This is a genomic window from Acinetobacter bereziniae (genome assembly GCF_016576965.1).
In the GTDB taxonomy this organism is placed as follows: domain Bacteria; phylum Pseudomonadota; class Gammaproteobacteria; order Pseudomonadales; family Moraxellaceae; genus Acinetobacter; species Acinetobacter bereziniae.
In genome coordinates, this window is record NZ_CP066119.1 from 654,471 (window position 1) to 674,801 (window position 20,331).

General features: G+C 38.4%; 22 protein-coding genes and 1 riboswitch. Of the genes, 10 read left to right on the forward strand and 12 right to left on the reverse strand.

The window, feature by feature from the left end; genetic code table 11:
- Nucleotides 1-111: 111 nt before the first annotated feature.
- Together I9192_RS03090 and I9192_RS03095 are read right to left on the reverse strand one after the other, a co-directional pair.
- The gene (locus I9192_RS03090) at nucleotides 112-690 is read right to left on the reverse strand and encodes a cob(I)yrinic acid a,c-diamide adenosyltransferase (protein ID WP_005033827.1); all 579 of its coding nucleotides are present in this window, start codon (nucleotides 688-690) and stop codon (nucleotides 112-114) included.
- Between the two features lie 108 nt (nucleotides 691-798).
- Nucleotides 799-2,664, reverse strand: coding sequence for a TonB-dependent receptor plug domain-containing protein (locus I9192_RS03095; RefSeq protein ID WP_005033825.1), 1,866 nt, complete (start codon nucleotides 2,662-2,664; stop codon nucleotides 799-801).
- A 24-nt stretch (nucleotides 2,665-2,688) separates the two neighbouring features.
- A riboswitch (cobalamin riboswitch) is annotated at nucleotides 2,689-2,895 on the reverse strand.
- A 142-nt stretch (nucleotides 2,896-3,037) separates the two neighbouring features.
- Between I9192_RS03095 and I9192_RS03100 the strand changes: the two genes are divergently transcribed.
- The 9 genes from I9192_RS03100 (at nucleotide 3,038) to I9192_RS03140 (ending at nucleotide 10,749) form a co-directional block, all read left to right on the forward strand.
- A complete protein-coding gene (locus I9192_RS03100) occupies nucleotides 3,038-3,688 on the forward strand; it encodes a phosphoribosylanthranilate isomerase (protein WP_005033821.1) in 651 nt (216 codons plus the stop codon).
- Entirely contained in the window at nucleotides 3,672-4,913 is a 1,242-nt protein-coding gene (trpB, locus tag I9192_RS03105; RefSeq protein ID WP_004824961.1) for a tryptophan synthase subunit beta, read from the forward strand. Before I9192_RS03100 ends, trpB begins: the two co-directional genes overlap by 17 nt.
- Before the next feature lie 134 nt (nucleotides 4,914-5,047).
- Nucleotides 5,048-5,767 carry a CPBP family intramembrane glutamic endopeptidase gene (locus tag I9192_RS03110; protein WP_005033819.1) on the forward strand — a complete coding sequence of 240 codons (720 nt, stop codon included), beginning with the start codon at nucleotides 5,048-5,050 and terminating at the stop codon, nucleotides 5,765-5,767.
- A 17-nt stretch (nucleotides 5,768-5,784) separates the two neighbouring features.
- Nucleotides 5,785-6,315, forward strand: a complete 531-nt coding sequence (locus I9192_RS03115; protein ID WP_004824958.1) for a DUF1543 domain-containing protein — start codon at nucleotides 5,785-5,787, stop codon at nucleotides 6,313-6,315.
- 200 nt (nucleotides 6,316-6,515) lie between these two features.
- Entirely contained in the window at nucleotides 6,516-6,710 is a 195-nt protein-coding gene (locus I9192_RS03120; protein WP_004824957.1) for a hypothetical protein, read from the forward strand.
- 347 nt (nucleotides 6,711-7,057) lie between these two features.
- Nucleotides 7,058-8,701 (forward strand): nitrite/sulfite reductase, encoded by a 1,644-nt coding sequence (locus tag I9192_RS03125; protein WP_004824956.1) that lies wholly within the window; start codon nucleotides 7,058-7,060, stop codon nucleotides 8,699-8,701.
- On the forward strand, nucleotides 8,694-9,179 hold the full coding sequence (locus tag I9192_RS03130; RefSeq protein WP_004824955.1) for a DUF934 domain-containing protein: 486 nt from the start codon (nucleotides 8,694-8,696) through the stop codon (nucleotides 9,177-9,179). The genes I9192_RS03125 and I9192_RS03130 overlap by 8 nt, the downstream gene beginning before the upstream one ends.
- A 223-nt stretch (nucleotides 9,180-9,402) precedes the next feature.
- Entirely contained in the window at nucleotides 9,403-10,269 is an 867-nt protein-coding gene (gene ygiD / locus I9192_RS03135; protein ID WP_005033814.1) for a 4,5-DOPA-extradiol-dioxygenase, read from the forward strand.
- Nucleotides 10,270-10,395: 126 nt separating this feature from the next.
- Nucleotides 10,396-10,749: a DMT family transporter gene (locus I9192_RS03140; protein WP_005033812.1), complete on the forward strand. Its 354-nt coding sequence runs from the start codon at nucleotides 10,396-10,398 to the stop codon at nucleotides 10,747-10,749.
- A gap of 41 nt (nucleotides 10,750-10,790) precedes the next feature.
- Here I9192_RS03140 and I9192_RS03145 read toward each other — a convergent pair whose 3' ends face one another.
- The 4 genes from I9192_RS03145 to I9192_RS03160 form a co-directional block, all read right to left on the reverse strand.
- Entirely contained in the window at nucleotides 10,791-11,411 is a 621-nt protein-coding gene (locus tag I9192_RS03145) for a rhomboid family intramembrane serine protease (RefSeq protein WP_005033809.1), read from the reverse strand.
- A gap of 83 nt (nucleotides 11,412-11,494) precedes the next feature.
- Complete coding sequence (locus I9192_RS03150) at nucleotides 11,495-11,935, reverse strand: VOC family protein (protein ID WP_005033806.1); 441 nt, start codon at nucleotides 11,933-11,935, stop codon at nucleotides 11,495-11,497.
- A gap of 126 nt (nucleotides 11,936-12,061) precedes the next feature.
- Nucleotides 12,062-12,997, reverse strand: coding sequence for a mechanosensitive ion channel family protein (locus I9192_RS03155; protein WP_004824949.1), 936 nt, complete (start codon nucleotides 12,995-12,997; stop codon nucleotides 12,062-12,064).
- Nucleotides 12,998-13,012: 15 nt separating this feature from the next.
- A complete protein-coding gene (locus I9192_RS03160) occupies nucleotides 13,013-13,834 on the reverse strand; it encodes a hypothetical protein (RefSeq protein ID WP_004824948.1) in 822 nt (273 codons plus the stop codon).
- Between the two features lie 111 nt (nucleotides 13,835-13,945).
- Here I9192_RS03160 and gspE point away from each other — a divergent pair, with 111 nt between their 5' ends.
- Nucleotides 13,946-15,433: a type II secretion system ATPase GspE gene (gene gspE, locus I9192_RS03165; protein ID WP_005033803.1), complete on the forward strand. Its 1,488-nt coding sequence runs from the start codon at nucleotides 13,946-13,948 to the stop codon at nucleotides 15,431-15,433.
- 167 nt (nucleotides 15,434-15,600) lie between these two features.
- Here gspE and I9192_RS03170 read toward each other — a convergent pair whose 3' ends face one another.
- From I9192_RS03170 to I9192_RS03195, 6 genes are all read right to left on the reverse strand, one after another.
- Nucleotides 15,601-16,026, reverse strand: a complete 426-nt coding sequence (locus I9192_RS03170; RefSeq protein ID WP_005033801.1) for an organic hydroperoxide resistance protein — start codon at nucleotides 16,024-16,026, stop codon at nucleotides 15,601-15,603.
- Nucleotides 16,027-16,113: 87 nt separating this feature from the next.
- The gene (locus tag I9192_RS03175) at nucleotides 16,114-16,551 is read right to left on the reverse strand and encodes a MarR family winged helix-turn-helix transcriptional regulator (RefSeq protein WP_005033798.1); all 438 of its coding nucleotides are present in this window, start codon (nucleotides 16,549-16,551) and stop codon (nucleotides 16,114-16,116) included.
- A 79-nt stretch (nucleotides 16,552-16,630) separates the two neighbouring features.
- Complete coding sequence (locus I9192_RS03180; protein WP_005033796.1) at nucleotides 16,631-17,455, reverse strand: carbon-nitrogen hydrolase family protein; 825 nt, start codon at nucleotides 17,453-17,455, stop codon at nucleotides 16,631-16,633.
- Nucleotides 17,456-17,488: 33 nt separating this feature from the next.
- A complete protein-coding gene (gigB, locus tag I9192_RS03185; RefSeq protein WP_009586265.1) occupies nucleotides 17,489-18,013 on the reverse strand; it encodes an anti-anti-sigma factor GigB in 525 nt (174 codons plus the stop codon).
- A 113-nt stretch (nucleotides 18,014-18,126) separates the two neighbouring features.
- Nucleotides 18,127-19,095, reverse strand: a complete 969-nt coding sequence (gene gigA / locus I9192_RS03190; protein WP_005033793.1) for an RsbU family protein phosphatase GigA — start codon at nucleotides 19,093-19,095, stop codon at nucleotides 18,127-18,129.
- 124 nt (nucleotides 19,096-19,219) lie between these two features.
- Nucleotides 19,220-20,158, reverse strand: coding sequence for an MlaA family lipoprotein (locus I9192_RS03195; RefSeq protein ID WP_005033791.1), 939 nt, complete (start codon nucleotides 20,156-20,158; stop codon nucleotides 19,220-19,222).
- Nucleotides 20,159-20,331: the final 173 nt, after the last annotated feature.

The following is a 20,331-nucleotide window of genomic DNA, read 5'->3' on the forward strand; positions in this document are numbered from 1 at the left end:
TGATGACGAAACTTTAATCTTTAACTGAAAATTTGTGTTTAGTCCTATTCTTTCAGTAGGACTAAACATGATCATACTGTCAAAAAATCATAGATGAATGGTCAAAGATAGTTAAATTGTATCGTTGATGTTCTTTTGCCAAAGCACTTCACTACCACCTTCTGCACGTTGTAATGTACGAGAGGCAACAAAAAACCAATCTGACAAGCGATTGAGTAATTGTAAGGCTGTGGCTTGAATATTTTGGTCTCTGCTATGCACAGTCATGAGGCTACGTTCAGCACGGCGACATACTGCACGTGCTTGATGAGCATAACTGCATGCCAAGGTGCCTGATGGAAGAATAAACTCTTTTAGCATCGGCAAATCTTCATTCATTTTATCAATTTCATTTTCAAGAAATTCCACACAAACAGGTTGCAGCAAGTTGTAGTTGGGAATACAGACTTCACCCCCCAAATCAAACAGCCAGTGTTGAACTAAACTGAGCGATTTGTCCCAATGGGCTTTATCCGTAATATCACTGATTGAGATTTGTGAACGTAATACACCTATGATCGAATTGAGTTCATCCACATCACCTAAAGCGGTAATACGTAAGTCATCTTTAGGTACACGAGAGCCATCTCCTAATCCAGTGGTTCCCGAATCACCTGTACGGGTGTAAATTTTACTTAAGCGATGTCCCATGATTTTGTCCTAGATAAAAATGAAAAGCTAAAGAATAAAAAAGGATAATGTCGGTCAAAACATTATCCATAAACTGCGCTGTTTTAGATATTTTTTTGAGTCTAGCTTTTAGTAACGGAAAGTTACCCCAACCGAAGCTTGGCGACCATTATTGATATACCAATCTTGTGATGGATAATTATTGAAAACTTCACGATATTCAACATCACCCACATTTTGAATGTTGGTAAAGACTTTAACATTTGGTGTTGCGTTCCAATAAGCGTTTAAGTCTACAGTTGCATAACCAGGAACACGAGTTTTATTGACCGCATCTGCATAAGCTTTCGCCCGTGCAATGAGTGAAGCGCTAATACCATAATTAGTATTTTCTAAACCCGTGGTGAGCGTTAAAGTCTGACGGGGACGATAAGCAATTTCATTACCATCTTTGTCATTCTCTGTCTTCACATAAGCATATGCGGTAGAGAGGAACAAATCATCTTGATGCCATTTAACTTCAGCTTCACCACCGGTAAATTTAGCTTGATCAATGTTCTCATTACCCGCAGGATAATTGTAAACAATCAAGTTTTTGATTCTAGTGTGATAAGCAGAAATATTTGTGCTGATGTTTGATGTTAAATCATAATCAAAGCCCAGTTCATAAGAGGTACTTTCTTCAGGCTCTAACTTCTCATTACCACCCCATTGTGAATATAACTCATTTAAGGTTGGCGCACGGAAAGCGCTTCCGATATTGGCATATACACTTGCATTCGGTAAGAAATGATAACGTACGGCACCTTGTCCTACAGTATGCGTACCAAAACGCTCATTATCTTCTACACGAATACCAGCTTGGGTATCAAACAACTCATTTTTGAATTGGTGTTGTAAATAGTAACCTGTGCTATTTACACTTTGATCATTTTTTAAGATGGTATTACTTTTATAGTTCGCATCATTATATGTTGCACCAACCAAGACATTTTGATTTGGTGTAAACTTCCATTTTAAGTTTAAATCACCCTGATTATTCTCTGTGTTGTAATGCGATGCATAAGCTGGAACATTTTGTTTGTCTTGAACATTGGAATATTGTGCATTTACGATCAGTTCAGGCAAAATATTATAAGAGACTTTGGCATTGATCACACGATTTTCAAATTCACGTGGTGATGTGTTGACAATGTAATCATTACTAAAAATATTTGTACCTTTGTTTTCACTGATTGATGCGTAAGCATCCACGATATCTTCTTGTGAATAACCAAATTTTGCATTATAGCCCTTTTGATCAAAGCTTGCTTTTTCATTTTTTGGTTGGCTTTCAAAAATACGTGTACCGTCACTTTCTAAACGTTGTCCACCGACTTGTGCATAAAAGCCTTGATCAGTCACTAGGTCTGCTTTTGCAATCGCTTTGTAAGTATTATTTTCACCATAGATACCTGTTAATTCTGCTCCAGATTTAACTGGTTTTTTTGAAATAAGCTGAACAACACCACCGATGGCATCACTACCATATTGCACTGAAGCTGGACCTTTCAATATTTCAATCTGTTGAACATCAGTTGTATCCAAGAAAGCAGGATATAAAGGACCAAGTTCATTTTGACTGTTTAAACGAGCACCGTCTTTTAAAACCAATGTATGTACTGCTTTAGTACCACGAAGAGCAATTTCTGAAACTTGTCCAATACCACCACTTTGTTTAATGTAAACAGCAGGATCTCTTTGGATGACATCTGAAACATTCAGTAATGGGTTTTGTTCAATTGTTTTTTGATCAATTACAGTAAGTCGAACAGGAATATTTTTTAGACTTTCTTCTGAACGAGTGGCTGTCACAACAATCGGTGACAAGGATGCTATCGAATTAGAAGTCTGGTCTTGCTGTTCAGCAAATGCAGCAGAAGATAACCCCATCGCAATAGCGACAGCACCTACAAGCGCTGTAGGTTTAAAAATAACAGACATGATACGCTCCATACATTCACTCCCCGTGAATGATTGAGTTTAAGGGCACAACAAGCTGGTATCCGGACTTAAATATAGAATCTAAAACAATTCAGATTATTCCACCTTCCCACAAAATATTGCAGTGGTGTAAGCCATGAGACTTATAAAGAATAATATTTTCATTTTACCGTTGCGGGGGCAGTGTTGGATTTTCACCAACTTCCCAAAGCCTAAAGCTAGACTTGTTGCATTTGTGTGCAGTATAAAGTTTGTTAAGTGTATAAACAATGTAAAACAGATAATCCTATATAACTTTAACGCAAGTGAAGGAATTTGCTTTACAATGATTTGTCCAAAATATTGAAAAAATCAGTTTGATCTAAACAAATTCGAGTTCAAAACTATGCGTACCCGTGCCAAAATTTGTGGAATTACACGACCACAGGATATTCATGCTGCCGTAAATGCAGGTGTGGATGCGATTGGTTTTGTGTTTTATGAACCCAGCCCACGTTACGTGACAATTGAACAAGCACAACAACTCGCGCAACTCATTCCACCCTATATCAGTATTGTGGGCTTGTTTGTGAATGCCAGTGCAGAAGATATTGCACTAGTCTTAGCATCTGTCCCTTTAGATATTATTCAATTTCATGGGGATGAAACTGCACAACAATGCCAACAGATTGCCCAATATAATAAGCGTCGTTGGTATAAAGCAATTCAGATCAAACCTGACGCAGACAATTCAGCAATTATTACGACAATTCGACCATACCAACAGGCAGGCGCGAGTGCTATGCTTTTAGATGCATGGCATCCTGAATTGAAAGGGGGAACAGGGCACAGTTTTGATTGGTCGCAATTCCCTAAACTTGATATTCCTTTGATTTTGGCAGGTGGTTTAAAGCCTGAAAATGTTGAAAACGCCATACAAACGACTCAAGCCTATGCAGTCGATGTGAGCGGAGGCGTAGAGTCCGCAAAAGGTATTAAAGACCAACAACTCGTAGAACGATTTATGCAAGGAGTCCAACGTGGATCAGCAAAGTAATCAACAAAATAGTGTGATTGACTATACCCAATTCCCAGATCAAAACGGGCATTTTGGTATCCATGGCGGACGTTTTGTGTCAGAAACTTTAATGGCAGCTTTAGAGGATTTAGAGAAGCTCTATTTCCGTATGAAAGATGATGCTCAGTTTTTGGCAGAATTCGACCGTGATCTCGCTTATTATGTAGGACGCCCTAGTCCTTTGTATTATGCTGAACGATGGTCGAAAGAGTTGGGTGGTGCGCAGATTTATCTTAAACGTGAAGACTTGAATCATACAGGCTCGCACAAGGTCAACAATACCATCGGTCAGGCATTATTGGCGAAGCTTTCTGGAAAGAAACGTATTATTGCAGAAACAGGTGCGGGGCAACATGGTGTTGCAACAGCAACCATCGCAGCACGTTTAGGTCTCGAATGCGTTGTCTTTATGGGTGCTGAAGATGTTAAACGTCAGGCGATGAATGTCTATCGTATGCGTTTGCTCGGAGCAACTGTTGTTCCTGTAGAAAGTGGCTCTAAAACATTAAAAGATGCCATGAACGAAGCAATGCGAGATTGGGTCACCAATGTTGACTCAACTTATTATGTCATTGGTACAGTTGCAGGTCCGCATCCGTATCCACAATTGGTACGTGATTTTCAGTCGATTATAGGTCGTGAAGCACGTCAACAAATTCAACAGCAGGCAGGTCGTTTACCTGATGCCTTGGTTGCATGTGTGGGTGGTGGTTCAAATGCGATGGGCTTGTTCTACCCATTCTTAAATGATCCAGATGTGAAAATGTATGGCGTTGAAGCTGCTGGTCTGGGTGTAGAAACAGGTAAACATTCAGCACCACTTAATGCAGGTCACGTTGGTGTTCTACATGGTAACCGAACTTACTTAATGTCTGATGAACAAGGTCAAATTATTGAAACACATTCAATTTCAGCTGGTTTGGACTATCCAGGTGTAGGACCTGAACATAGTTTCTTGAAAGATATGCATCGTGTAAATTATGTGCCAATTAACGATACAGAAGCTTTACAAGGTTTCCGTGATTTGACCCATATTGAAGGAATTATTCCTGCATTGGAAAGTTCACATGCGATGGCTTATGTCACTAAGCTGGCACCAACGATGTCAAAAGATCAAATTATTATCGCAACTGTATCAGGTCGTGGTGATAAAGATTTAATGACTGTGGCGCGTATTGATGGTGTGGAAATGGTGGAAATGTAATTCATCATTTTTATTTGGAAAGCCTCTTTTATAAGGGGCTTTTTTATATCTTGATGATAAGCACTCTATACACAGTATTTGGAATTTACGTTCTTTTGCGCAAAATCTACTAAAAATAAAAGATTATCTTGGTTATGCATTTTTTACAAAAAGTTTGGGCTGAAAACTTCCCTGAAAAAATTATCTGGGGATGGAAAGACACTTTTGCCGTTTCTATTCTCCCATTGATTGTTATAAATGGTCTTATTTTAGAAAAAATATTTGGAATCTCGATAGCTGTCAGTTTGGGCGATACTATTTTAAGAGGCGTACTGTTTATTTTAGTGTGCTGCTTATATAAGGATATGTTGTTTACGCATTGGAAAAAATATCAACAGGCTTTTTGGCGTTCAAGTATATTGGTTGTGGTGGGTGCAATATGCTTACAAGTGATTATCTCACTCACACGTCAATTTCTTCCTGTGAGTGAAAGTCACGAAGAAAGACCATTTATTGATCCTGAAAAAATTGCTTTTCTGAGTTTGTTACTCATCAGCTTTGGACCTTTATTTACTGCACTTTTAGAAGATATCGTGTTCCGCTATACCTTATTACAAAAACTATTTATTCAGCCGTGGTTATGGCGCATGGTTTTGATCATGCTGAATTCGATTTTATTTGGTTTGATTCATTATTATAATTTTGATGGGAACCTAGTCGCAACAATCAGCTTTATGAGTGCAGGATTATTTTTAAACTTGATCTACTTATGCACAAGAAATATATGGCATGTGTTACTCATTCATTTTCTCAATAATGCGGTATTATCTGTGGGTGGGATTTTACTATTAAAACTTATTCAAACATTCACTTAGTTATTTAGTTGTTGCATATGTCTAGTTTATTTATCGTTATGTTGGGTGGTCGCCATGCACGTGCCAATACAGAAGTCCATGATGTCGTTTTGGCTGTTGGAGACACACTTGAAGAAATTTATCCTCAATTAAAAAATGCGTGGTTTGGTGAACAACAAGGTTTGCATATTGATGCTTGGCAAAAGCTACAAGTCATTGAGTTTGAAAATAAGACATATCAGATCCGTTTTAGTGATGCTCAACCGAATCTATTAGACGCTAAGTTGTGGTTAATTAACCTAGGTGGCTACGATGTAAATGAGTTTGGAGAGTTGCATCGTTATGTTCTTGTTGTCGCCCAAGATGCCAGTGAAGCAAAAAGCAAGGGCAAACAGCATTTTGCCAACCATTGGCAAAAGCAGCACACAGATCGGGTTTTAGATATCGATGATTGTATTGCAATTGATCATGTACATGGTCGCTATGTTGAATTGATTGAAGTAGATACGAAAACAGATTTAAGTCAATTCTGTGAAAGTACGTGGGAAAATACCTACTTGACGATTTAACAGTAAACGCGATTTGATTCATCGAAATGGCGCAGTATTTCAGCCTTAAAAGATTAACAGTGGTTTAATTAGCAACAAACAATATAATTCTTTGCAGTACTTACGCATAAGCCTGTTGTTTATACAACAAAGTCTCCGCAATGTTGAACATGAGACTGAATACAATGAGAACTCAAACAAAACACTGTGGAGTGTATGCAATGAGCGGATTATTAGATGAATTGGGTAAAATTGCAGGTGCTGTAATTGCTGAGCAAGGTGTTGATAAATTAGATCCTGATGCTGGATTTTTAGAAAAAGCGGCAGGTGCATTTGCAGGATATGAAGCTGCAAAAATTGCTGAAAATAAACTGGAAAATGATACTGAACAGCAAAGCTCGGATGACCAATCCTAAATTAGCTCTTTAAATCTTTATCTACGAGTGAATCCAAGAGATGATCATGTGTTTAACTCAAGTATTTAAATTGCTTCATGGTTAATCCTCTTTTAATAAGTCTTCAATCAGTTAAAAAGGGCATAGAATCTATGCTCTTTTTTTATTATCTTAAATAAAGATAAGTAATGAAGAAAAACATCAAATGCATTATAACGCTGAGGATATTAAGCGAAGTCTTGCCAATTCAATCCCTGGAGGATGCTTATCAATAAAACCGCTATAAAATATGGAAAAAAAGCATTTCTTTGATAGATCAATACTCGTTATATTGTCCATCGTTATAATGAAACTACTAGCTGTACGCCATGTATTTATATACTGATTTTGATCAGCAACTGATCAACGAACGTGTTGCACAATTCCGTGATCAAACGGAACGTTATTTAGCTGGAAAACTCACTGAAGATGAGTATCGTCCTTTACGCTTACAAAATGGTTTATACGTGCAGCGTTATGCGCCAATGCTACGTATCGCTGTACCTTACGGTTTAATGAATTCTAAACAATTGCGCAAAGTTGCTGAACTTGCTAAAGAATACGACCGTGGCTATGCGCATGTTTCAACACGTCAGAATATTCAGTTTAACTGGCCTGCACTGGAAAACGTTCCTGATATGCTTGAAGGTCTTGCTTCTGTTCAAATGCATGCCATTCAAACCTCAGGAAACTGTATTCGTAATACAACTACTGATCAATATGCTGGCGTTGTGGCTGGAGAAATTGCCGACCCACGCCCAACTTGTGAATTGATTCGTCAATGGTCGACATTCCATCCTGAATTTGCATTCTTACCACGTAAATTCAAAATTGCAGTGTCTGCACTTGAAGAAATTGATCGTGCTGCAACTTCATTCCATGATATCGGTGTATATTTAACTCGAAATGAAGCGGGTGAATTGGGTTATAAAATCAAAGTCGGTGGCGGTTTAGGACGTACACCGATCATTGGTTCAATGATTCGTGAATGGTTACCACGTGAAGATTTAATTGCATATTTGGAAGCAGTACTTCGTGTATATAACTTACATGGTCGCCGTGACAATAAATACAAAGCACGTATTAAAATTTTGGTGAAAGCATTAACACCTGAAGTGTTTGCTGAAAAAGTGGAAGCTGAGTTTGCTGAAACCATCAAAACATTGAAAGTACAACCCGAGATCTTAGAAAAATTAGATCAAGAATTCATGCCGTTTGATTATCAAGATTATGCGGATGAAGACTTTAGTGCCTTATTTGCTGAATATCCAAAATTCAAGCATTGGTTCAATATCAATACCAATGCACATAAAGTGGCTGGTTATCGTATTGTCACCATTTCACTCAAACGTGCAGGTATTGCACCGGGTGATATGACTGTTGAAGAAATGAATTTGATTGCAGATCTTGCAGACAAATATACTTTTGGCGAGTTGCGTACTACGCACGAACAAAATATTTCATTGGTGGATGTTCCGCAAAAAGATTTATTTGAATTGTGGCAAGTTCTTGAAAAGAACAATTTGGCTCGTGCACATATTGGCTTTATTACCGATATTATTTGCTGTCCGGGTGGTGACTTCTGTTCTTTGGCGAATGCGAAATCGATTCCAATTTCTGAAGCGATTACACGCCGTTTTGATGATTTAGATACAGTTTATAATTTAGGTCATATTGACTTGAATATTTCAGGTTGTATGAATGCTTGTGGTCACCACCATGTCGGTAATATCGGTATTTTAGGTGTAGATAAAAAAGGTGCGGAATTCTATCAAATTACTTTGGGCGGAAACGCAGACCACGATGCTTCAATTGGTGACATTTTAGGACCATCATTTGCTGCGGAAGCTGTACCTGATATTATTGATGAAATTTTAAATACTTACCTTGATCTTCGTAATGAAGGTGAAGCATTTATTGAAACTTACCGCCGTGTCGGCATTAAACCATTTAAGGAGCGTGCATATGCTTAATACCGCACTTCAAGTCCTCTCTAAAGATGGCTCTATTGCAGACAATACTTATCAAATTATTGGTGAGGATGGTGTGTTACCTCAAGGTGATGTATTGTTGACTGTTGAACAGTTGGATCAGCTTGCCAATGTAACAGGTAAAAAAGCGCTATTGATCACTGTGGATGCTTCGCCAGAAACTAACCAGTTTCCGCTTGATCAGTTAGATGCAATCTTTATTGATTTTGCAGGGTTTAATGATGGTCGTGGTTATTCCTTTGCGGCATTATTGCGTCGCCAAGGTTACCAAGGTGAGCTTCGTGCAACTGGTGATGTATTTAAAGACGTTTTGAATTATATGAAGCGTTCAGGTTTTGATACCTTTGTAATTAAAGAAGGTAAAGATATTCAAGAAGCTGCTGCTGGTTTAGGTGATTTTACTCACCCTTATCAAGCCTCTACAGCAGTACCGAAAGCGCATTATCAAACCGGCGCTTGATTATTTTAAGCATTGATTTTGAATTAGAAAGCCGAACATATGTTCGGCTTTTTTCTGGATGATTGGTCGAATTATTAAACATGAATGCTTTCATGCCGACTAAAACTATGTTCAAAGTTAAATCAGGAATTTAAATTGATCGTTGCATTTTTGCAATGTTGTATGCTGTAAAAGTCGCTGTTTTACCGAATTGAAAGATCACATAATGAAATAAAGATTTATTATGGTGAATGAAATGCTCAATCAAACAACAGGTGATTTATCGTTACTCAAAGGTTGGAATGCAACTTTACCGAATACTGAAGTCATGCCTGTATTGTTTCTTGGGCATGGTTCTCCAATGAATGCCATTCAAACCAATGATTTTACACGTTCGTGGAATCGTATTGGTGCTGAAATGGAGACACAACCGACAGCAATTTTATGTATTTCTGCACATTGGCTTACACAGGGTGTTACAGCAGTTACTGCCATGCAACAACCCAAAACGATTCATGATTTTGGTGGCTTTCCTCAAGCATTATTTGATATGCAATATCCTGCTTCTGGAAATAAAGCACTGGTTGAAGAAACAACTGCTGCGATTCATCGTGTTGAAGTTCATCATGATCATACGTGGGGCTTGGATCATGGAACATGGGCGGTGTTATGTCATGTATTTCCACAAGCCAATATTCCCGTCGTACAGTTGAGTATCGACTACAGTCAGGATGCACAATATCATTATGATTTGGCAAAAGAACTAGCTCAATTGCGCCGTAAAGGTGTTTTGATTGTTGCGAGTGGTAATTTGGTCCATAACCTTAGAAAAGTTGCTTTTGACAAATTTGATGGTCACTTTGGTTATGATTGGGCTTTAGAAGCAGATGCAAAAATGAAGAATTTTTTGTTAAGTCATAATCATCAAGCATTGATTGATTGGCAAAAGCAGGGTCCTGAATTTTTATTGTCGATTCCAACACCAGATCACTATTATCCAATGTTATATGCTTTAGGTTTACAGGAAGAAAATGATCAGCTGAGTATTTTTAATGATCAAGCCGTAGCAGGTTCTTTGACCATGACATCATTTAGGTTGGATCAAGCATAGTTTTTAAAATTCAAACCTAAAAAGGTGAATCGAGGGATTCACCTTTTTATTTATCCAAAGATTCTGCTGGTTGTTGAGGTTTACTCAAGATAAAATTTGACGATGATGATTTGAACTAAAACGACAATGTCTTTCTTACTTGCAAAAATTAATCCTGGGGTATTTTGGCTGTTGATCGCAATTGCGACTGATGTTCTATCCACATTTTATTCTGCTAAAGGCAATGGTCTGGTCAATAAATTTGATCAAGGCATCGCTCTAGTTTTGTATATCATTTCTTTTGCATGTGCTGCTTATGCGTTGAAATTTATGCAAGCTGGAATTCTATATGTTTTATGGTCTGGGCTTGGGGTGATCGCCACTGCGTTATTAGCCAAGACATTTTTAGGTCAAAATATTGATTTAGCTGGCTGGGTCGGGATTGCTTTTATTACTGTTGGTCTCACAATTATTGCGCAATTTTCCAATATTGATGTCTAAAGCTTAACCATAGCTTAGACATCAGTGAGTGAATGCAAAATTTAAAATAGTGGTGAATTAATAAACTTATAAAAAAATGCTGTGCCCAGAGAAGGTTCTAAAAGTAATGGGAATAAGAAACCATAGATTGCACCAGTAATATGAGCACGATGGTCAATCAGTGGTGAATGCCCAGAACGAATCGCATACATGCTATAGCACAAATATATTGTTCCAAAAATAATTGCGGGAACCGGTAAAATATAGATATAGATCATGCCCCAAGGATTAAATAAGATCGAACTAAACAGTACTGCATTGACTGCACCTGAGGCGCCTAAACTTCGATAAGAGTTTAAATTCCGATGATGCAAATAGCTTGGAATAGCAGCAATAATGATGGCGCTACAATAAAATAAGACAAAGCCCATACCACTTAAATAACCACGGAAAAACCATTCAATATTTCGTCCAAAGAAATACAAGGTAAACATATTAAAGAATAAATGCATACCATCATTGTGGATGAAACCATGTGTTAAAAAGCGATCATATTGACCATGCTTAATTGCTGAAATATTGAAAATCAAACGATTCATGACATTGCGTTGTTGCCAAGCAATGATAGAAATTGCAATCGTGATGAGAATAATCAGAAGTGTATGGGTAAGCCCTGTGATCATATTTGTTATAAATGATGTCGTTTTCTTGAGTAAACTATAGCCTATATCATGTCGAATCAATAGGCTATATTTTAATGAGATGATTAAACTTCATTGAGTTGGCAGTTTACCATCCATCGAATACCAAACTGATCTGTGAAAGCGCCATATAGAGCACCCCAAAACGTTTTATCCAAAGCCATTTCAATCTGACCATTGGCAGAGAGTGCTGTAAATAATCGTTGAGCTTCATCCGCTTCATGTGCTTCTAAATTAATCGAAATATAATGATTAGTTCCTTTGCTGAATGGAGCACTATTTGGTGCACAGAACTGTTCAGTGGTATCCGAGCCCATCAATACAGTAAAGTCATTAATGGGCAAAGAAATGTGCAAAATATAATTTTTCTCTTGTTCAGGGACTTGGACATCAGGCAATTCTGAATAGCGCTTTAAAAAAGAGAAATCTCCACCAAAAAACGACTTATAAAAGTTAAAAGCGGCTTCTGTTTGACCTTCAAAATTTAAATAATGATTGAGTTGCATTGTGCTTGTGTCGATTTTGTTGTTTTGAAGTGACTAATTTATCAGCTCATTGTTTAAAAATTGATGAAGGTTTTGTAATTGGACAGATGAATGCTTGATACCAAGGATTCATCTGCCCATTGAGCTTTAAAGCTGTTTATCTTGTTTTTGCTCTAACTTTAAATCTTGTTGATTGGCATATCCATCAATGTCTGCATTTTGCAGTGGTTCATTTGGATTTGGACGATCCACAAAACCAATTTTAGGCACAGGAATCTCAATTTGATTTTCCACAAAGCGATTACGGATCAGCTCATGAATTTCATCTTTAACTTGTAGATAGTTGGCTTGCATACACCAAAGTGCAAATAAAATTTCAATGGATGATTCACCAAACGCGGACACAGTCACACGTGGTTTAGGATCTGCCAAAACCAATGGGTAATCGTTGGCGACCTCAATCAATACTTCACGGACTTTGTTAATATTTTCATTAAAATTAATTGCTACCGTGATCGACAATCGTCGTATCGGGAATTTTGATAGATTATGGACTGGTGCTCGAATCAGTTGCTCATTGGGTAGGCGTACATAAACATTGTCCATGGTTAAAAGTTTCACGGACAAAAGGTCAATGGAAATTACTTCACCTTCAATCGTATGCCCACGAATGAGGGTGATTTGGATTGTATCACCGACTTCAAAAGAACCTTCACCGATTAAAAATAATCCACTGATCAAGTTAGATGCTGAGGTTTGTGAGGCGAAACCCAGTGCTACGGTCAAAATCCCTGCTGCACCTAAAAATACACTGAGTTTAAATCCTGCTTCTTTTAAACTGGCAATTACAAACAGCAAGAAAATAAAATAAAAAATACCTCTGCGCCACACCAAACGTTGATGTGCATTAAAACGTGCACCTATAGTTCGAATAAAAGTATTGGAAATAACACGCGCCAGTACAAAGCCAACAAAGCAGAGAATCAGTGCAACGGCAATTTCACTTAAACGATCTAAATTTACATTGGTGAAAATGCCTTTTAAGCTGTCCGCGATGTCTTTGGGAATATTGGATTGAGCCATTGTTTACCTCATCCCTTAGAAAAATGAATCAAACATGTTAAATAATGCGCCACCCGGTGAACGTGGTGGATGAACATAAATCACTTCTCCAGCCAGTGGTGGGGTACGATTTTCAATTCTAACGCGAGCAGGACGATCATTACCTTCATAAATGACCTTAATTTGTGAGGTCCATAAACGACCTGTACTTTCACTATAAAATAAAGGCAATGCAGGAACAGGCACATTCATCCGATCGAAGCGTAATTGATGACTGCTGACATTGTGAAAATCAATCGGGGTAACAGCACGGAAAGCACGGGGGCGCAATAAATTCAATTCTGTACGACCATCGACTGAGGTCGCATAACACATTTCACCTGTACGGTGATCTGGACCAAACCATGTATCCTTAGGCAAAATCACAGGAATATCAAATAGTGGCTCTTTCTGTGCCTGAACAAAGCCTGAAATCCATAAGGGGGTACTGATATACAGCGTACCACGTTGTCCTGCTGGAATATAAATAGGATCGACAGGACGAATAACTACAGAACGGTCAGCCAATCGGGGCATTAACTGAAATGTTTTGTGAGTTTCTCTAAACATGTAGCGCTCAACATGCACGGGTTCAGGAAAACCAAAATTCACATCATGAATTTTATGCCATTGCTGTTCATAGTCGTACTGGAAGTGTGGGCGATAATATTCTAGACGCCATTCTTGTAAACCGCGTGTAATGCGCATCATCATTGAACCAAACTGCCATGCTTTGGATTGGTTCAATTCAAAATTTTGTTCTCCCCACCACTTTAAATCGGGAAGTTCTGGTTCAAGATGGTCTTTCTTTTTAGACAAAAGTGTTCATCCTATTCATAAAATCATCATCAAATCTTTAACAAACAGACTTCACGCTGTCATGTGCATAGAGTACACTCAAAGCAATTTAAATGATTAATATAAGTTGTAATGCAAGTTCTTAAACAATTACAAATACCATATAGTTTTGCAAAACGGCATGGAGTGCTGTTGCGTTATGAAGGTGATCAAGTTTTTATTGTTCGTCGTCAGGATACCGCACAAATTGCGATTCAGGAAGCACGTCGTTATCTTGGTCGCGTTGCACAACATCAATTATGCAATGAAACTGAATTTAATCAAATGCTCAGTTCAAGCTATGCAGGTGAAACAGGTGAGTCACAACAAGTCGCAGCTGGCTTGGAAGATCATCCCGACTTATTAAGCCTTGCTGATCAAGTTCCTGAAACAGAAGATTTGATGGATCAGGAGGATGATGCACCTATTGTCCGACTGATCAATGCCTTGTTGTCAGAAGCCATCCGTGTGGGTGCATCTGATATTCATATTGAAGCATTTGAAAAGAAATTATCTGTGCGATTACGTGTTGATGGTCAGTTGCGTGAGATTGTACAACCACGTCGAGAACTTGCACCGTTGTTGGTATCACGTATCAAGGTGATGGCAAAACTGGACATTGCCGAAAAACGTATTCCGCAGGATGGTCGTATTTCTTTACGTCTCGCTGGGCGTGAGGTAGATGTTCGGGTATCCACACTGCCATCATCTCATGGTGAGCGTGTAGTGATGCGTTTGCTGGATAAACAGGCTGGACGTTTAAACATGACGCATTTGGGGCTGATGAAAAACGACTATGATCGCTTGACTCAATTGGTTCACCGTCCACACGGCATTATTTTGGTTACGGGACCAACAGGTTCTGGTAAAACAACAACTTTATATGCCGCACTTTCTGACTTAAATGATGGTTCAAAAAATATTCTAACCGCTGAAGATCCAATCGAATATCAACTTGAAGGTATTGGACAAACCCAAGTTAACACCAAAGTGGATATGACTTTTGCGCGTGCGCTGAAAGCGATGCTTCGCCAAGATCCTGATGTTGTGATGGTGGGGGAAATTCGTGACTTAGAAACCGCAGAAATTGCAGTGCAAGCCTCTTTAACAGGTCATTTGGTTTTATCTACACTTCATACCAATACTGCAATTGGTGCAGTAACACGCTTGAAAGATATGGGAATTGAACCCTTCTTATTATCCAGTTCATTGATTGGTGTGATTGCACAACGCTTGGTTCGAACTTTATGCTCTCATTGCCATACATGGCGTGAAGCAGATGATTTTGAAAAAGATGTATTTAAACCTGTAAGTTTAGAATCAGATCTAAAGTTACCTGTGCCAAACGGTTGTGATTATTGTTCACATACGGGTTTTACGGGACGTACTGCGATTTATGAAATTGTACCGATTGATGAGCAAATGCGTCGTTTAATTCATGGTAATGCTGCTGAGTACGAACTTGAAGAATATGCACGTAGAGATGCGAGTTCAATTCGTGATGATGGTTTACGTAAAGTATTGGCGGGTAAAACGACCATGGAAGAAGTATTACGTGTGACCAATGAGGCGGCTGAATAGTTAGAGATGACTTGGTTGTATAATTCGAATTTTCTTTCGCTTTACTGCGTGTGTGACTTAAGTAGCAATTAATTCTATCTCGTTCATAAAGTTCAACGAGAAATAAAACAGTGCGCCCCTACTTAAAAAATAAAAATTCCACTTTTAATTAAGTAGGGGGCATAACATTAAACAATCACATTCAATGTCACATCAATATTGCCACGAGTCGCATTTGAATATGGGCAAACAATATGAGCAGCATCGACTAATTTCTGTGCTTCTTCTTGCTCTAAACCTTCTAAATGAATGTTTAACGTCACTTGAATACCAAAGCCAGTAGGAATAGGACCAATACCGACATCACCTTCGATATATACATCTGGGGTAATTTTTAAATGATCACGATTCGCAACAAATTTCATCGCACCTAAAAAACAAGCTGAATAACCTGCTGCAAAAAGTTGTTCTGGATTGGTTCCACCACCAGCACCGCCCATTTCTTTTGGAACAGCGAGTTTAACATCTAAAATTCCATCTGATGATGTTGCACGACCATCACGACCACCTGTTGCTTTTGCATGTGCTGTATAAACCACTTTTTCTAAAGACATTGGATGCTTCCTTTGATTGTGTTCAAATATATCGTATACGATATAAATATTTAAACAAGTAGTGTTTGTGTAAAATTTAATAAAAAATTATTTTGAAATGTTGTCGCGTAAAGTTGAAAGGAGCTCTTTAAGCTCGGTCAATGTGTCTAAATTACATTCACTGGCTTGAGCGATTTGAAGTGGGATATCAACGGCTTTTAATTTTAATTGCTGTCCTTCTTCAGTTAGGCTAATGATCACTTGACGTTCATCAAGGGTCGAACGTTCCCTATTAAGTAAACCATGACTTTGTAATTTTTTAAGCAAAGGGGTTAGCGTAGAGGATTCTAAAAACAGCTTTTCACCTATTTCAGAGACAGTTACACCATCTTTTTCCCAAAGCACGAGCATGACTAAGTATTGTGGGTAAGTTAAGCCCAATGGTGCAAGTATTTTTCGGTACAGTTGATTGAGTGCCAAGTTCGTAGAATAAACAAGAAAGCAAACTTGATGATCAAGATTTAAATGTGAATAGTCTTGTTGCATGCTTGTCTCAAAAGATATGACTCATACTGAGTATAACGCTGTTTGTCATATTCATAAAATAAAGTCATTTGGGAAAATATTAGAGAGTAATCAATCGGCGATGTTGTATCAGTGGCATTGATGCACGAACAGCATCTTGTTCAGCTAAATCAAAAGGTACAGTCAGCAGTTGAGCGCCTTCCTGATTTGACATTGCCAAAATTTGACCTCGGCTATTGGTTGCCCCAGCATGGCCCCAAGTTTGGCGTTTCTCACCGTGCCAACCTTGTTGAGCAGCACCTAAAACTTGACATTGACTGTCCATCGCACGAGCTTGCAGTAATAACTGCCAATGCATTTGACCTGTGGTATAAGTAAATGCAGCAGGCGCTGTTAAAAGATTTGCACCTTCGGAGCGAAGTATCAGTGCAAGTTCAGGAAAGCGTAGGTCATAGCACACCATCAAGCCGATATTGCCAAAAGGTGTTTTTGCAACCACAACATCATTGCCTGGTTCAAAGAATTTTGATTCTTGATAGCCACCAACAGCATCGCCCACTTGCACATCAAACAAGTGAATTTTGTCATAACGCGCCTCAGTACGTTCAGGGCTAATACATAAGCTTACTGTACGTACACGACCATCTTCAATGATAGAGCCATCTGGACGGAACGGGCACGGTAATGTACCGGCAACTATCCATATTTGATAACGATGTGCTAAATGCTCTAAACGCTTTTGAATATCTTCAAAGCGTGTCGCAGTTTCTCGTTGTTTTCCAGCCGCGAAACAGACAAAGTTTTCTGGGAAAACAATCAAAGATGCACCATCAGCTTTACTTTGTTGCACCAATGACTCAATCACACTGAAGTTAGCTTCAATGTCATTTTGAGAATTCATTTGAACAACAGAAAGTAAAGTCATGTGCTATCCCTAATCATAACAATTTTGAAAAGATTAAGCGTTTTGCTGATCTGAAGATACACATTCCATAGTATCTTGCTGCTTTTCAAGTTGTTTCACTAATGGCTCGAACATATTTTGATTGTTTTCGTTGAGCTTCATTAACGTTTTGTGTGCATCGAGAACGGTACACAACATGGTGCTGTGATTCACATTGTCGTCAATCAAAGCATTGGTACATACTTTAGGGTCACCACAATAATTTAAAATGACAAACACCTGCCCTAAGCCCATGCTATTGGCTAGAGTGGTAATGTCTGGATTTGTGGATAGCATGACTGCTTGGATGTGGTGTACTTGTTTTAACTTTAAACCAAGTTTCGCAAGTATTCCAAGAACAGTACTATCAATAAATGTGGTTTGGGTTAAATCAACAATTGCGCCAATGACGTTTTTCTGTTGTTCAATCCTTGCCAAAAGTTTGTCTAAACTAATACAAGATTGGGCTCGCACTTCACCAATAAGTTTGAAAATATGCGTTCCATTCAAGCTTGCATATTCAACATGACCTGTTGACATATAAATGCCATTTGCAGAGAAGGATAGGAAAATTATCACATAGCGCAAGTCTATACTCAAGCGTTTGCATATCAGTTAATAGTCTAATTAGTTATATGTATTTGATTATAATGTTAATTCATTCTGCGAAGACTGAGGATGGCAATGTCATCTGCGACGTGATCTGGCGCGCGGAATGATTGATTTTGCAAATGATAGACCAATTGAGCGAATTGTTCATTCAAACCACCAGAAAAAGGTTCAAGTGCACCATCAGAACAAATAATGAACCGCGCATGCTTATTTAAAGTACATTCAAATTCTTCAACCTCTAAGTCTTCTGTAAGTCCTAAAGGAAAGCTACTGGTATTTAAAACACGAGGAGCTTGATTGGGTTCAAAAATAATAGGGGGTGGATAGTGCCCCGCACTTGACCACTTTAATGTATGTGTCTCAATGTTGAGAATTCCTGCCAGCATAGTGATGTGTTTTTCAATATTCTCTTGTACAAGCATTCCATTCAGTTTCTTAATTAACTCTCTTGGTGTTTTTGAACGCCCGTGAAAAGCTGCCATCCATGAAGTCAACAAAGAGCTGGTTACGCCATGACCGGAGACATCCGCCAAATAGAACATGATTTCTTTATCACTGATTTTCCAGTAATCATACCAGTCACCAGACAAGTAAGCTGAAGGCTGAAAAAGGGTTTCAACTTTATAGTTTTGCAGGTCTATTGGATTGGGGAGGAGTTTTTTTTGTAATTCTGCAGCAGAGGGTAGATCGCGACTATCTTGGTTTCGTTTATATTGGGCATCTATCTTAAAGAGCGAACCTTCAAGGTTGCTAGGAAGCTTGGTCCATATCCAACCAGCAAGCGCACCAAGTTCCCATGCTAGGGAAAGCTCAGCACCTTCATTCTCTTGTGCAATGACAATCGTTGGCAGTGCCCATTGATATTCTAAAAAATCATGTACATCTGCAATCGCGATTCTGGTTGGATCATAAAGATGAATCTCTTCAATGGTAATCATCTGCAAGCTTGGAAGCGTATTTAATACGTGCTCTAAACTTGAAATCTGGCGACTGGGTTGAATGAAATACATAGAAGAAATGAATGATCCTTAATCAATATAAAAAGCGATACCCACTAGATTTACTATAGATAACACCACATTGCTAGTAAAACTAAAGAGATTACTAGCAAATAAGTTTAACAAAATATTGTGATTATTTGTTTGTGCCTGTATCAGATGAATCATCAGTATCATCATCGTCATCATCAACAAAAGAAACAGCTTCTGCACCACCGCCTTTTTTCTCTGCGATTTGGAAAGCAAGGCGCTGTAAATAAATATCACGGATTGCTGAATAGCGATCACCTTGCAATACATTTTCCACATCTAATAGTTTTGAGCGTGTATTGATCCCGCCTAAAACACGATTTCCCCAAATTAAACCTGTTTGATTGTTATCATCCATTGGATAGCTAATCGGGTTTGCATAGCTTTCAGCAACGTAATCCACAGAGTGGCGAAGTGTACTTGGTCCTAAGACAGGTAACATGAGATAAGGACCACTCGGTACACCATAATAGCCAAGTGTAATGCCTAGACTTTCTTCTTCAGTCGATAAACCTAAACGAGTTGCTGGATCTGCTAGACCTAAAGAAGTAACAGTATTCAGTGTAAAACGACCCAATGATTTAGCTGCACGCTTAAAACGACCTTGAGCAAGCTGATTAACCGCATTCCACGGTTCGCTTAAATTTTTACGAAACAGACTATATGAAGAGCGCACATCTTCAGGAACTTTTTGCTTATATTGAATGGCGACTGGTCGAGCGACATTACGGTCAATCATATCGTTAAATGCATAAATTTCACGGTTTAACGGTTGTAGGGGGTCTTTTACAGCATCTGGTTGAGCAGCATTTGCATTTACTTTTAAATCATTTTTTGTAATGTTTTTGAGCTCTTTAAGTGCTTCAATTCTTGGATGCTTAGACATTGCTGGATCAGAAGAATTCTCTTGAGACAACTTATCAGCTGAAACAGAGTCAACAGCATTGTCAGAATTTTCTTGGGTAGATAATTCTTCTTGAGCAAATACATGGCTCGTCAGACCAATGCTGAGTAAACAAGCCCAAAGTACGTGATAAGGACGCATAGAATTCCTTGAAATATGCTTATAGTAAAAATGGTCGATAATATTATTAAAGACACTTTCGTATTCTAACAGTAGTTGTTGCATATGTATTAAAGCAAATTTGATTAAAAAGTGTGAATAAATTTGATTAATGGATAATATTTGTACAAACAAATGAAATAATTAAAAAAGGG